Annotated in this window: 11 protein-coding genes; all 11 read left to right on the top strand. The window is 63.6% G+C overall.

The window, feature by feature from the left end; genetic code table 11:
* The first annotated feature begins 6 nt into the window (after nt 1–6).
* The gene (murD, locus tag EOC94_RS18620) at nt 7–1,410 is read left to right on the top strand and encodes a UDP-N-acetylmuramoyl-L-alanine--D-glutamate ligase (protein ID WP_127292468.1); all 1,404 of its coding nucleotides are present in this window, start codon (nt 7–9) and stop codon (nt 1,408–1,410) included.
* Nucleotides 1,410–2,561, top strand: coding sequence for a putative lipid II flippase FtsW (gene ftsW, locus EOC94_RS18615; RefSeq protein ID WP_095483333.1), 1,152 nt, complete (start codon nt 1,410–1,412; stop codon nt 2,559–2,561). The genes murD and ftsW overlap by 1 nt, the downstream gene beginning before the upstream one ends.
* Before the next feature lies 1 nt (nt 2,562).
* Nucleotides 2,563–3,690, top strand: a complete 1,128-nt coding sequence (gene murG, locus EOC94_RS18610; protein ID WP_127292465.1) for an undecaprenyldiphospho-muramoylpentapeptide beta-N-acetylglucosaminyltransferase — start codon at nt 2,563–2,565, stop codon at nt 3,688–3,690.
* The gene (gene murC, locus EOC94_RS18605; RefSeq protein ID WP_127292462.1) at nt 3,687–5,093 is read left to right on the top strand and encodes a UDP-N-acetylmuramate--L-alanine ligase; all 1,407 of its coding nucleotides are present in this window, start codon (nt 3,687–3,689) and stop codon (nt 5,091–5,093) included. Before murG ends, murC begins: the two co-directional genes overlap by 4 nt.
* Nucleotides 5,090–6,055, top strand: a complete 966-nt coding sequence (murB, locus tag EOC94_RS18600; RefSeq protein ID WP_127292459.1) for a UDP-N-acetylmuramate dehydrogenase — start codon at nt 5,090–5,092, stop codon at nt 6,053–6,055. The genes murC and murB overlap by 4 nt, the downstream gene beginning before the upstream one ends.
* Nucleotides 6,056–6,355: 300 nt before the next feature.
* Nucleotides 6,356–7,282: a D-alanine--D-alanine ligase gene (locus tag EOC94_RS18595; RefSeq protein WP_127205062.1), complete on the top strand. Its 927-nt coding sequence runs from the start codon at nt 6,356–6,358 to the stop codon at nt 7,280–7,282.
* A complete protein-coding gene (locus EOC94_RS18590) occupies nt 7,270–8,211 on the top strand; it encodes a cell division protein FtsQ/DivIB (RefSeq protein WP_127205063.1) in 942 nt (313 codons plus the stop codon). Before EOC94_RS18595 ends, EOC94_RS18590 begins: the two co-directional genes overlap by 13 nt.
* On the top strand, nt 8,208–9,515 hold the full coding sequence (gene ftsA / locus EOC94_RS18585) for a cell division protein FtsA (RefSeq protein ID WP_095483339.1): 1,308 nt from the start codon (nt 8,208–8,210) through the stop codon (nt 9,513–9,515). The genes EOC94_RS18590 and ftsA overlap by 4 nt, the downstream gene beginning before the upstream one ends.
* Nucleotides 9,516–9,582: 67 nt before the next feature.
* On the top strand, nt 9,583–11,247 hold the full coding sequence (ftsZ, locus tag EOC94_RS18580) for a cell division protein FtsZ (RefSeq protein WP_127292455.1): 1,665 nt from the start codon (nt 9,583–9,585) through the stop codon (nt 11,245–11,247).
* A gap of 285 nt (nt 11,248–11,532) precedes the next feature.
* Nucleotides 11,533–12,468, top strand: a complete 936-nt coding sequence (gene lpxC, locus EOC94_RS18575) for a UDP-3-O-acyl-N-acetylglucosamine deacetylase (protein WP_127292452.1) — start codon at nt 11,533–11,535, stop codon at nt 12,466–12,468.
* A gap of 215 nt (nt 12,469–12,683) precedes the next feature.
* Nucleotides 12,684–13,553: an outer membrane protein assembly factor BamD gene (locus EOC94_RS18570; protein ID WP_127205066.1), complete on the top strand. Its 870-nt coding sequence runs from the start codon at nt 12,684–12,686 to the stop codon at nt 13,551–13,553.
* Nucleotides 13,554–13,566: the final 13 nt, after the last annotated feature.

Here is a 13,566-nt window from a genome sequence, read left to right as displayed (position 1 = left end):
GGCCGCGTGATCCCCGCCGCATCCTTTGCAGGCAAGCGCGTTTCGCTCTTCGGGCTCGGTGGCTCGGGGATCGCGACGGCGCGCGCGCTGATCGAGGGCGGAACGGACGTGCTGGCCTGGGACGACAATCCCGGCAGCGTCGCCAATGCCGCGGCCGTCGGTATTGCGACCGGCGACCTGCGCGGCGCCGACTGGGCGAAGTTCTCAGCCTTCGTGCTGTCGCCCGGCGTGCCGCTGACGCATCCGAAGCCGCACTGGACAGTAGAGCTCGCGCGCGCTTCGGGCGTCGAGATCATTGGCGACATCGAGCTGTTCTGCCGCGAGCGGACGTTGCTTGCGCCGGCAGCGCCGTTCATCGCCATCACCGGCACCAACGGCAAATCGACGACCACGGCGCTGACGGCGCATATCCTGAAATCGGCCGGACGCGACACGCAGATGGGCGGCAATATCGGCCGTGCGGTGATGACGCTCGATCCGCCGGAGCCCGGGCGGCACTATGTCGTGGAATGCTCGTCCTACCAGATAGACCTGGCGCCCTCGATCAATCCGACCGCGGGCGTCCTGCTCAACCTGACGCCCGATCATCTCGACCGTCATGGCACGATGCAGCACTACGCCGCGATCAAGGAACGGCTGGCGGCCGGCAGCGAAACCGCGATTGTCGGTGTCGATGATTCCTGGTGCGCCCAGTTCGCCGACCGGCTGGAGCGCGCAGGCCGGCACGTCATCCGCATTTCCAAGCGCCTGCCACTGACCGACGGCTATTTCGCCGACGGCACCGATCTGATGGAAGCGGTGCATGGCCGGTATAGCCGCGTTGCCTTTCTCGAAGGCATCGGCTCGTTGCGCGGCCAGCACAATGCGCAGAATGCGCTGGCCGCCATCGCCGCCTGCCTCAAGGTCGGGCTCGATCTGGGCGAGATCCAGTCGGGGCTGGAAAGCTTTCCCGGGCTAGCGCACCGCATGGAGCAGGTCGGCCGCAAGGGCCATGTGCTGTTCATCAATGATTCCAAGGCGACCAATGCCGACGCGGCAGCGCCCGCGCTGTCGAGCTTTCCGCGCATCTACTGGATCGCCGGCGGGTTGCCGAAAGAGGGCGGCATCGAGCCGTTGCGCGGCCTCTTTCCGCGCATCGCCAAGGCTTATCTGATCGGCGAGGCCGCACCAGCCTTTTCGGCGACGCTCGGCGAGGCGGTGCCCTACGAGATATCAGGCACGCTGGCCGCGGCAGTCGAGCATGCCGCAAGCGATGCGGCCAGGGATGATAACAACGGCGAGGTGGTGGTGCTACTTTCGCCGGCCTGCGCCAGTTTCGACCAGTTCAAGAATTTCGAAGTGCGCGGCGAAGCCTTCAGGCAAGCTGCGAGCACTATTGATGGCGTGAAGCTCATCGGAGGGACACGGTAATGCAAAGTCGTCTCGACAAAAGCCCGGTTGCCACCTGGTGGTGGACGATCGATCGCTGGTTCCTGGCTGCGTTCCTGTCGCTGATGGGGCTCGGCATCGTGCTGTCCTTCGCGGCAAGCCCGGCAGTGGCCCAACGCATCGGCCTCGACAGTTTCCACTTCGCCACACGTCAGATCATCTTCACCATTCCCGCACTTGGCGTGATGCTGGCCGTCTCCTTCCTGGAATCGCGGCAGATCAGACGCATGGCGCTGGTGATGCTGTGCGCCACGCTGTTCCTGATGGTGGCGGTGCTCTACATCGGCGTCGAGGTGAAGGGGGCGCGGCGCTGGGTATCGCTTGCCGGCCTGTCGATCCAGCCGTCGGAATTCCTGAAGCCGGCGTTCGTCGTCATCTGCGCCTGGCTGTTTGCAGAACATAAGCGCCAGCCCGACATTCCCGGCAATCTGTTCGCCATGCTGCTGCTTGCCCTCGTCATCTCGCTGCTGGTGGCGCAGCCTGATTTCGGCCAGACCATGCTGGTGCTCGGCACCTGGGGGGTGATGTTCTTCATGGCCGGACTGCCTTGGCTGTGGATCATCGCGCTGGGCGCTGCCGGCATTGGCGGCGTGTTTGCCGCCTATACGGTGTTCCCGCATGTCGCCGGCCGCATCGACCGCTTCCTGACCGGCGAAGGCGATACGTTCCAGGTCGACATGGGCCGCGATGCGCTGATCAATGGCGGCTGGTTCGGCGTCGGGCCGGGTGAGGGCACCGTCAAGCGGGTCATACCCGACAGCCATGCCGATTTCGTCTTCTCGGTGGCCGGCGAGGAGTTCGGACTGATCATGTGCTTCTTCATCATGACCATCTTCGCCTTCATCGTGCTGCGCGGGCTCAGCACCGCGCTCAAGGAGCAGGACGATTTCACACGCTATGCGGTTGGCGGCCTGGTCACGGTTTTCGGCCTGCAGTCGGTTATCAACATGGCCGTCAATTTGCAGCTGATGCCTGCCAAGGGCATGACCTTGCCGTTTATCTCCTATGGCGGCTCCTCGCAGATCGCCATCGCAATCTCGATGGGCATGGTGCTGGCGCTGACCCGCAAGCGGCCGGAAAAGCGCAAGCAGTTGGGCTTCGCACCGTCGCAGCGCGCCATGCCGGCGGAGTGAAATGTCGAGGGGCGTTATCCTACTGGCGGCCGGCGGCACGGGCGGGCATCTCTTCCCGGCCGAGGCGCTGGCGCACGAGCTGATCAGGCGCGGCTGGACGGTGCATCTCGCGACCGATGACCGCGCCGAGCGTTTTGCCGGCCAGTTTCCGGCCGCAGGCATCCATCCGATCCAGTCGGCAACCATCGGCTCGAAAAATCCTTTTGCCGTGCTCGCCGCCTTCGGGAAAATCTGGGGTGGCGTGCGGCAGGCATCCGCCGTGATCGGCCGGATCAAGCCCGCCGTCGTAGTCGGTTTCGGCGGCTATCCGACGCTGCCGCCGCTCTATGCGGCGACGCGGCGCAAGGTGCCGACGTTGATCCACGAGCAGAACGCGGTGATGGGGCGCGCCAACCGGGCGCTGGCCGGCCGCGTCGATGCCATCGCCGGCGGGTTTTTGCCGGAAGATTCAAGCGCTGCAGGCGCCAAGACGGTGACGACGGGCAATCCGATCAGGCCGCAAGTGCTGGAGGCGGCAAAGACGCCTTACACGATCTCGACCGGAAACCAGCGCTTCCGGTTTCTGGTGTTCGGCGGCAGCCAGGGCGCACAGTTCTTTTCCGATGCAATGCCGGCGGCGGTCGGACTGCTTTCCGATGCACAACGCAAGCGGCTTGATATCACGCAGCAGGCCCGCGCCGACGATGTCGAGCGGGTGAAGGCGGCCTATGCCGCCCTTGGCGTCGAGGCTGAGGTGTCGCCCTTCTTCGCCGACATGGCGGCGCGCATCGCTGCGGCGCATCTGGTGATGTCGCGGTCCGGTGCATCGACCGTATCAGAAATCGCGGTGATCGGCCGTCCGGCGCTGCTGGTGCCTTATCCGCACGCGCTCGACCACGACCAGGCGGCCAATGCCGCGGCATTGGCCGCGGCAGGCGGCGCCGAAGTGCATCCGCAATCCACGCTTTCGTCCGAGCGCATTGCCGCGCTGATTGGTACCCTGATGGACAATCCGGATCGGCTGACCACAATGGCCGCGGCGGCGAAATCGGCCGGAAAACCGGACGCGGCACGGTTGCTCGCCGATCTGACAGAGGCTATTGCGTCGAAGAAAAGCGTATCGGAATTCAGGAAGGAGACGCACGCATGAAGATGCCGCAGACGATCGGCCTTGTGCATTTCATCGGCATTGGCGGTATCGGCATGAGCGGCATCGCCGAGGTGCTGCACAATCTCGGCTACAAGGTGCAAGGGTCCGACCAGGCCGACAGCGCCAATGTGCAGCGGCTGCGCGACAAGGGCATCGAGTGCTTTGTCGGCCATCACGCCGATAATGTCGGCGATGCCGAAGTGGTTGTCGTCTCGACGGCGATCAAGAAATCCAATCCGGAGCTGAAGGCCGCGCGGGAGAAACTGCTTCCCGTCGTCCGTCGCGCCGAGATGCTTGCCGAACTGATGCGCTTTCGGCAGGCGGTGGCCATCGGCGGCACGCATGGCAAGACGACGACGACCTCTATGGTGGCGACGCTGCTCGAAGCCGGCGGGCTCGATCCGACCGTGATCAATGGCGGCATCATCAATGCCTATGGCACCAACGCCCGCATGGGCGACGGCGAATGGATGGTGGTCGAGGCCGACGAGAGCGACGGCACGTTCCTGAAGCTGCCGGCCGAGATTGCCGTCGTCACCAACATCGATCCCGAACATCTCGACCATTACGGCTCCTTCGACAAGGTGCGCGAAGCCTTTCGCCAGTTCGTCGAGAACGTGCCGTTTTACGGCTTCGGCGTCATGTGCACCGACCATCCGGAGGTGCAGGCGCTGGTCAGCCGCATCGAGGACCGGCGCGTCATCACCTATGGCGAGAATGCGCAGGCCGATGTGCGTTTCACCAATCACCGGATGGACGGCCCGACCTCGGAATTCGACGTGGTGATCCGCGACCGCAAGACCCGCGGCCAGTCGACGATATCGGGCCTGCGCCTGCCGATGCCCGGCCGTCACAATGTCTCTAATGCGACCGCGGCGATCGCTGTCGCGCATGAGCTCGGGCTTTCGGCCGAGGCAATCAGGAAGGGCCTGTCGTCCTTCGCCGGCGTCAAGCGGCGCTTCACCCGTACCGGTTCGTGGAACGGCGTCGAAATATTCGACGATTACGGTCACCATCCGGTCGAGATCACGGCGGTTCTGAAGGCGGCGCGTGATGCCACCAAGGGCCGCGTCATCGCCATTGCGCAGCCGCACCGCTTTACCCGGCTGCATGATCTGTTCGACGAGTTCTCCGTCTGCTTCAACGATGCCGATACGGTGATGGTGGCGCCGGTCTACGCGGCAGGCGAAGAGCCGATCGACGGGGTGACGTCCGACGCATTGGTGTCGCGCATCCGCGCCGGCGGCCATCGCGACGCGCGCTACATCGAAGGGCCGACGGCGATTGCGCCTGTTGTCCGCGACCTGGCGAAACCGGGCGATTTCATCGTCTTCCTCGGCGCCGGCAACATCACGCAGTGGGCTTACGCGCTGCCCAAGGAACTCGGCGGGACGGCCTCATGATGCGCGGCCAGGCATTGATCGACAAGCTTGGCGGCCGGCTTGCCGGCCTGCGCGGCCGCATCACGCCCAATGCCGAGATGGACAAGATCACCTGGTTTCGCGCCGGCGGACTTGCCGACGCACTGTTCCAGCCGGCCGACGAGGACGATCTCGCCGCGTTCCTTAGAGCGGTGCCCGAAGAGATACCGCTGACCATCGTCGGCGTCGGCTCGAACCTGCTTGTCCGCGACGGCGGCATTGCGGGCTTCGTCATCCGGCTTTCGGCCAAGGGCTTTGGCGAAGCCGAAGTGATTGCGCCGACCACGATCAAGGCGGGGGCTGCCACGCCCGACAAGCGCGTTGCGGCCGTTGCCTACCAGGCCGGTATCGGCGGCTTTGATTTTTACCACGGCATTCCGGGCGCCATTGGCGGCGCGCTGAGGATGAACGCCGGCGCCAATGGCGCCGAGACGCGCGAGCGCGTCGTCGAGGTGCGGGCGCTCGACCGCAAGGGTAATGTGCATACGCTGAGCAACGCCGATATGGGCTACGCCTATCGCCATTCGGCAGCACCCGCCGGGCTGATCTTCATATCGGCCGTGCTCGAAGGCGTTTTGGAAGACAAGGCCGCGATCAAGGCGGCGATGGATGCTGTCCAGCACCATCGCGAGACCGTGCAGCCGATCCGCGAAAAGACCGGCGGCTCGACCTTCAAGAATCCGGAGGGCACCTCGGCTTGGAAGGAGATCGACAGGGCGGGGTGTCGGGGACTGATGATCGGCGGCGCGCAGATGTCGCCGATGCATTGCAACTTCATGATTAACACGGGAACCGCGACCGGCTACGACCTCGAATATCTTGGCGAGACGGTGCGCACGCGTGTGCTCGAAAACTCGGGCATCCGGCTGCATTGGGAAATCAAGCGCATCGGCAATTTCCGGCCGGGGCACGAGGTCCAGGAGTTCCTGGGACAGTTGCTGTAAAGACTCACAACACAGTTTTCGCTGCCGTTTTTGCGGAAAGTGAATCTCTCGGAATCGTAAGGACTTGCCAGCGAATCAACTCTCTGATTCTCTGCCCTGAAGCGTTTCCTGATTTGAGTCGTTTCGACGCGTTACCAGCGTTTTCCGTCCGGGGGCAACCTACGGGAGACTCTGGAAGCGATGTTGCGAAAATCATGGGAGCAGAGACTGCTCCGAGCGTTTGAGTGTGTGGCCCTTTCCGGGTCGTGTGAGATGCAGACCCGCCGTGAGAGGGCCCGCCGTGAGAGGGAATGACGGGAAATGAAAAGCAAGCACGTGGCCGTCCTTCTGGGTGGATTCTCGTCCGAGCGGCCCGTGTCTCTGTCTTCGGGGAATGCCTGTGCCGATGCGCTCGAGAAGGAAGGCTACCAGGTCACTCGCGTCGACGTCTCGCGCGATGTCGGATCGGTGCTGGCCGAGCTCAAGCCTGATGTTGCCTTCAATGCGCTGCACGGCCCTTTCGGCGAGGACGGCACCATCCAGGGCATCCTCGAATATCTTGCCATTCCCTACACCCATTCCGGCGTGCTCGCTTCGGCGCTGGCGATGAACAAGGAGCAGGCCAAGAAGATCGCCAAGTCTGTCGGCATCCCGGTTGCCGAATCGAAGGTGGTCAATCGCTTCGACATCCAGAACAAGCACCCGATGAAGGCACCCTATGTCGTCAAGCCGGTCAATGAAGGGTCGAGTTTCGGTGTCGTCATCGTGCACGAAGGCCAGTCGCATCCGCCGCAGGTCATCGGTTCGTCCGACTGGAAGTATGGCGATACCGTCATGGTGGAGCGCTATGTGCACGGGCGGGAGTTGACCTGCGCGGTGATGGGCGACGTGGCGCTCGGTGTCTGCGAGATCATTCCGACCGGCCATTCCTTCTACGACTATGATTCAAAATACGTCGCGGGCGGATCAAAACACGAATGCCCTGCAAAAATTTCACCGAATATTTACCAAAAAATACAGACACTGACGCTCAAGGCTCACCAAGCTATTGGCTGCCGGGGCGTTTCCCGGTCGGACTTCCGTTATGATGATCGACACTCCGAGAACGGCGAAATTGTCTGGCTCGAAGTCAACACTCAGCCGGGCATGACGCCGACATCCTTGGTGCCTGAAATCGCTGCGCAGGCGGGACACTCGTTCGGCGATTTGTTGAGTTGGATGGTGGAGGACGCTTCGTGTCTGCGTTGAGGTGGGGACAGGGCAAGGGGAAGGGCGCGGCCGGGCCGACGCTGTTCGGTGTGTCGTTGTCGTTCGACCATTTCGTGCTGCCGCGTCTGCTTCGCCGGCCGGCGCGCGTGCTGGCGCGTCTGGGCGAGGACGACTTCGAGGTGCCGCCGTTTTCCGCGGCCATCCTGTCGGCGGCGCTGCTCGTATCGGGCAGTGCCTATGGCGCCTATCTCGGCGGACATGTCGACGGCATCGTCCAGGGCATCACCGCCCGCACCGGGTTTGCCGTCGACCAGATCAAGGTCGTTGGCAACCGCGCAACCTCCGAGATCGATATTCTCGATAGGATGCAGCTCGATGGCTGGACGTCGCTGATCGGCTTCGATGTCGAAGCCGCGCGAGAACGCATAGCCACGCTGCCCTGGGTCGAGGTTGCGGCGGTGCGCAAGGTTTATCCGCACACGCTGGAGGTGCGCATCGAGGAGCGAGAGCCTTTCGCGCTCTGGCAGCAGGGCAGCGAGCTTTCCGTGATCGAGCGGTCCGGCGCCGTGATCGCGCCATTCTCCGGCGGCAAGCAGGCGCTGCTGCCGCTGATCGTCGGCACTGGCGCGCCGGCCAAGGCGCCGGATTTCCTGGCCAGGGTCAAGAAATATCCAGAGCTTGCTGCGCGGGTCAAAGGCTATATTCGCATCGGCGAACGGCGTTGGGACCTGAAGCTGGAGAACGGCATCACGGTCAAGCTTCCCGAGGATGGCGAGGACCAGGCGATCGCCGATCTGGTCAGGATGGACCACGAGAACGGGCTGCTGACGCGCGACATCGCCGCCGTCGACATGCGCCTTTCCGATCGCCTCGTCGTCCAGCTGACGCCGGAGGCGGCGACGCAGCGCCAGGCCGCGCTCAACGAAAAGCCGAAAATGCCGAAGCGCAAGGCGGAGACGAAAATATGAGCTGGCTTGGCGGCAACAGCGATGCCTCGTCGCGCCGATCCGGCATCATGACGGTGCTGGATGTCGGCTCGAGCAAGGTCTGCTGCGTGGTGGCCAAGCTCAAGCCACGCGAGGACGGCAATCTGCTGCGCGGGCGCTCGCATCGCATCCAGGTGATCGGCATCGGCCACCAGAAATCGCAAGGTGTGAAGTCGGGCGTCGTCATCGATCTCGACAGGGCCGAGCACGCCATCCGCCTCGCCGTCGACGCCGCCGAGCGCATGGCCGGCCTGACCGTCGATTCACTGATCGTCAACATGACGGCCGGCCGGCTGAAGAGCGAGAGCTTCTCGGCAACCATCAACCTCGGTGGCCATGAGGCCGACGAGGCCGACATCAAGCGCGTGCTTGCCGCCGGCGCCAAGCAGGCGCTCCGGGCCGAGCGCGAGGTGATCCATTCGCTTCCCGTCGGCTTTTCGCTGGATGCCGAGCGCGGCGTGCGTGATCCGCGCGGCATGGTTGGCGACCAGCTCGGCGTCGACATGCATGTGCTGACGGGTGACGCGGCGCCCTTGCGCAATCTGGAGCTTTGCATCAACCGTTCGCACCTGTCGGTCGAGCGCATGGTGGCGACGCCCTATGCCAGCGGGCTTGCCGCGCTGGTCGACGACGAACTCGAAATGGGCGCAGCCTGCATCGACATGGGTGGCGGCACCACGACGATCTCGGTCTTTTCGGAAGGCAAGTTCGTCCATGGCGACGCCATCGCCATCGGCGGCAACCACGTCACACTGGACATGGCCAAGGGCCTGTCGACCTCGCTCGACGCCGCCGAGAGGCTGAAAGTGATGCATGGCTCGGCGCTGCCCGGCAGTGCCGACGACCGCGATTTGGTCTCGATACAGCCGATCGGCGAGGATGGCGAGATGCCGCTGCAGATACCGCGCTCGGTGATGACACGCATCATCCGGGCGCGCATCGACGAGACGCTCGAACTGTTGCGTGATCGGCTGAACAGATCCGGCTACGGCAATGCCGTCGGCAAGCGCGTCGTGCTGACCGGCGGTGCCAGCCAGCTTTCCGGCCTGCCCGAGGCGGCGCGCCGCATTCTCGGACGCAATGTGCGCATTGGCCGTCCGCTCGGCGTGGCGGGGCTGCCCGAGGCGGCCAAGGGACCGGCTTTCTCGACGCCGGTCGGGCTTCTGATCTATCCGCAGATGGCGAATTTCGAGAGCCATCCGGCGAAAGGAATTTCTGGTCTCAGGATGACCGGAACGGGCGGAAAACTGCATCGAATGAGTCAGTGGTTGAGAGACAGTTTTTAAATTGACGGGGACAGCCCCATAGGCGGCCGCGGCGGCGAAGCGGCGGGAAAGGCAAAGGACGGAGACAATGACCATCAATCTGCAGAAGCCGGACATCACCGAGCTCAAGCCGCGTATCACCGTGTTCGGTGTCGGCGGCGGCGGCGGCAATGCCGTCAACAACATGATCACCGCCGGCTTGCGCGGCGTCGAGTTCGTGGTGGCCAATACCGACGCACAGGCGCTGACCATGTCCAAGGCGGATCGCCTGATCCAGCTCGGCGCGCATGTCACCGAGGGCCTGGGTGCGGGATCGCAACCGGAAGTCGGCCGCGCGGCGGCGGAGGAATGCATCGACGAGATCATCGATCATCTCTCCAACACCCATATGTGCTTCGTCACGGCCGGCATGGGCGGTGGCACCGGCACGGGGGCCGCGCCGGTCGTTGCACGCGCTGCCCGTGAGAAGGGGATTCTCACCGTCGGCGTCGTCACCAAGCCGTTCCATTTCGAAGGGCAGCGCCGCATGAAGACGGCGGATCTGGGCATCGAGGAATTGCAGAAATGCGTCGACACCCTGATCGTCATCCCCAACCAGAACCTGTTCCGGCTGGCCAATGACAAGACGACCTTCGCCGACGCTTTCGCCATGGCCGACCAGGTGCTCTATTCCGGCGTCGCCTGCATCACCGACCTGATGGTCAAGGAAGGGCTGATCAATCTCGACTTCGCCGACGTCCGCTCGGTCATGCGCGAGATGGGCAAGGCGATGATGGGGACGGGCGAAGCTTCCGGCGAGGGCCGCGCCATGGCCGCCGCCGAAGCCGCGATCGCCAACCCGCTGCTCGACGAGACTTCGATGAAGGGCGCCAAGGGCCTGTTGATCTCGATCACCGGCGGCCGCGACCTGACACTGTTCGAAGTCGACGAGGCGGCGACCCGCATTCGCGAGGAGGTCGACCAGGAAGCCAACATCATCCTGGGTGCGACGTTCGACGAGGATCTCGAAGGCGTTATCCGCGTCTCGGTGGTTGCTACCGGCATCGACAAATCGGCGGCTGACATCGCCGCCGCGCCGATCGCCATCCGCACGGCTCCGCCAAAGCCGGTCAGCCGCCCGGCCGCTCCGGTCACGGAAAGCCGTCCGGCGCCTGTCCAGCAAGGAGGCTACGAGCCACGCGCCGCCGATCCTGTAGCTGAGGCGATCCAGCTTGCCGAGGCGAATGCCGCGGCGATGGCGCGTCCCGCGCCGGCTGCCCAGGCGGAAGATTTCCGCCCGCAGAGCAAGATCTTCCAGGCGCCGCCGGCTCAGCCGCAGCCGATGGTGCAGCCAATGGTTCAGCAAGTGATGCAGCCTGCGCCACAGCGCGAGATGCTTCAACCGGTAGCCGCAGCACCCCAGCGCATGCCGCGCGTCGAGGATTTCCCGCCGGTGGTGAAAGCCGAAGTGGAAGCCAAGGGCCGCCCGGCCGACCATGAGAACAGCGGACCGATGGGACTGCTCAAGCGCCTGACGAACGGCCTTACCCGCCGCGAAGAGGAGCCTGCACGACTGCAGCCGGCGCAGCCGCGCGAGCCGAAACTGCGCCAAGCGGCACCCGAAGTGCGCCGCCTTGCCAGCCAGGATCCGCAGCTTTACGCGCCGCGTCGCGGCCAGTTGGACGACCAAGGCCGGCTGACGCCGCAGAGCAGGGCTGTCCAGGAAGACGATCAGCTGGAGATTCCAGCATTCCTGCGCCGCCAGGCCAATTGACCTGTTAACGGTCCGTAACAATTGTTAACAGGCAGACAAGAGATTGTTTGCCTGTTAGCGTTAAAAGCAGTTGCAAAACAGGGCGTTACGAGACCAGATCCGCTTCGGCTCGCGGTTACAGTGAGTAAGAAACCGTGATTTGGAGACTTCTTGCCGGACCACTATCTTCGCCCCGAGCAATGTCGGTTTGCCGGGATTCGGGGGAACTGCCCTGCCTGCCGATCAAAGAGCCGCGCCCTCGGGCTAATGAAGCGGACGTAGGCAGTGTGGGCTAAGGGGTTTGTTTTGCACGACTATCAGACGACACTTAAATCGCGTGCGACGCTGACGGGTACCGGCGTTCACAGCGGCAATTCCGTTACCGTTCATTTCCTGCCGGCGGACGCCGATACGGGTGTCGTGTTCCAGCTTTCGAATGGAAGCGAGGGCCGTGAGTTCCGTGCGCTCGTTTCCGAAGTCGGCGCCACCGATCTCTGCACGATGCTCGGCGACCCGGCAGGTGAGCATATCGCCACCGTCGAACATCTGATGGCCACGCTTTTCGGGCTCGGCATCGATAATGTCGTCATCGAGATCGATGGCCGCGAGGCTCCGATCCTTGATGGCAGCGCCATGGCGTTCGTGGAGGCAATCGACCAGGCGGGCATCGACACGCTGCCGGTCAAGCGCCGCTATATCCGTGTCGTCAAGCCGGTTCGCATCGAGAACGGTGCCTCTTGGGCGGAGTTTAGGCCTTATGACGGCACGCGCTTCGAGATCGAGATCGATTTTGAAAGCCCGGCGATCGGCCGTCAGCTCTTCGCATCCGACATGAACGCCGACATTTTCCGCCGCGATATCGCGCGGGCCCGTACCTTTGGTTTCATGAAGGATGTCGAGCGGCTGTGGGCAGCCGGCTATGCGCTTGGCTCCTCGCTGGAAAACTCGCTGGTGATCGGTGACGACAACCGCGTGATCAATATGGGAGGCTTGCGCTATCCCAACGAGTTCGTGCGCCACAAGACGATGGACGCCATGGGCGATCTGGCGCTGGCCGGCGCCCGGTTCATTGGCTGCTTCCGTTCGTATCGCGGCGGCCACAGGCTGAACGCGGCAGCGTTGCGCCGCCTTTTGTCGGACCGTTCGGCGTTCGAGATCGTCGAGACGACACGCCGCGAGCGCGGTCGTGCGGCCGATATGAGCGCCGTCCATGCGCACGTTTACGCGCCCTGGATGATCTGATTCTTAACGTTTTTCGGGTTTTATAGCCGCCGGCCTGTGTTGCAGGAATGCATCATTGGCCGGCGAAATCATGTAAGTGCGCGGGCCGCGCCAAGCCGCCACAAAAATGTGCGATTGGCCGGGGATAGCGTTGCCGGGCACGGCGGTTATGGTTTATGGCTGCTGCCCCAGAGCGAATGACGACTGAAATGACGCCGAAAGGGCGGAATCCAATCATGTTTTTCAAGCGAATTGGTCAATCGAAAGCGCCGCATCGGTCTGTTTTCCTGGCGCTTTCGGTGGTTGTTCCATCGCTGTTCCTGTCGGCCTGCATGTCGTCCGAGAAGGATGTCGACCTGTCGACCTATGTCGAGCAGACCGAGCCAGCCGACGTTCTCTACAATCAGGGCCTCGCCAATCTGAATGCCGGGCGCCTGCAGGAGGCGAGCCGCAAATTCAGTGCGGTCGACCGGCAGCATCCCTATTCGGAATATGCCCGCAAATCGATGGTGATGGGCGCCTTTGCCGACTATCGCCAGGGCAACTATAGCGAGGCAATCGGTTCGGCCAAGCGCTATCTCACGCTCTATCCCTCGACCGACGACGCCGCCTATGCCCAGTACATCATCGGGCTGAGCTACTACCGGCAAATCAGGGACGTCACCCAGGACCAGAAGGAAGCGCGTCAGACCGTGCAGACGATGCAGGATCTGGTGACGCGCTGGCCCGATTCCGAGTATGTCGATGACGCCAAGGAAAAGATCCGCTTCGCCAACGACCAGCTCGCCGGCAAGGAGATGCAGATCGGCCGCTACTATCTCGAGCGCCGTGAATATATCGCCGCCGTCAAGCGTTTCCGCAACGTGGTGGAGACCTATTCCAACACGCGCCATGTCGAGGAGGCGCTCGCGCGCCTTACCGAAAGCTACTATGCGATGGGGCTGACATCGGAGGCGCAGACTGCCGCGGCTGTGCTCGGCACCAACTATCCCGACAGCGTGTGGTATAAGGATTCCTACAAGCTCCTGCAGAGTGGTGGGCTCGAGCCGCGCGAGAATGCCGGGTCGTGGATCGCCAAGGCCGGGAAGCTGATCACCGGCGCCTGAGCGGCGCGTCACC

It is taken from the genome of Mesorhizobium sp. M6A.T.Ce.TU.016.01.1.1 (assembly GCF_003997065.1).
GTDB classification, from domain to species: Bacteria; Pseudomonadota; Alphaproteobacteria; order Rhizobiales; family Rhizobiaceae; genus Mesorhizobium; species Mesorhizobium mediterraneum.
Note: the sequence above shows the minus strand (reverse complement) of the source record. Positions and strands in the feature narration are given on the sequence as shown.

Bases quoted from the DNA above. Each gene is read 5' to 3' on its own strand.
- ftsW (WP_095483333.1), top strand. From the start codon at position 1,410: ATGCAAAGTCGTCTCGACAAAAGCCCGGTTGCCACCTGGTGGTGGACG.
- murG (WP_127292465.1), top strand. From the start codon at position 2,563: ATGTCGAGGGGCGTTATCCTACTGGCGGCCGGCGGCACGGGCGGGCAT.
- murC (WP_127292462.1), top strand. From the start codon at position 3,687: ATGAAGATGCCGCAGACGATCGGCCTTGTGCATTTCATCGGCATTGGC.
- murB (WP_127292459.1), top strand. From the start codon at position 5,090: ATGATGCGCGGCCAGGCATTGATCGACAAGCTTGGCGGCCGGCTTGCC.
- EOC94_RS18595 (WP_127205062.1), top strand. From the start codon at position 6,356: ATGAAAAGCAAGCACGTGGCCGTCCTTCTGGGTGGATTCTCGTCCGAG.
- ftsA (WP_095483339.1), top strand. From the start codon at position 8,208: ATGAGCTGGCTTGGCGGCAACAGCGATGCCTCGTCGCGCCGATCCGGC.
- ftsZ (WP_127292455.1), top strand. From the start codon at position 9,583: ATGACCATCAATCTGCAGAAGCCGGACATCACCGAGCTCAAGCCGCGT.
- EOC94_RS18570 (WP_127205066.1), top strand. From the start codon at position 12,684: ATGTTTTTCAAGCGAATTGGTCAATCGAAAGCGCCGCATCGGTCTGTT.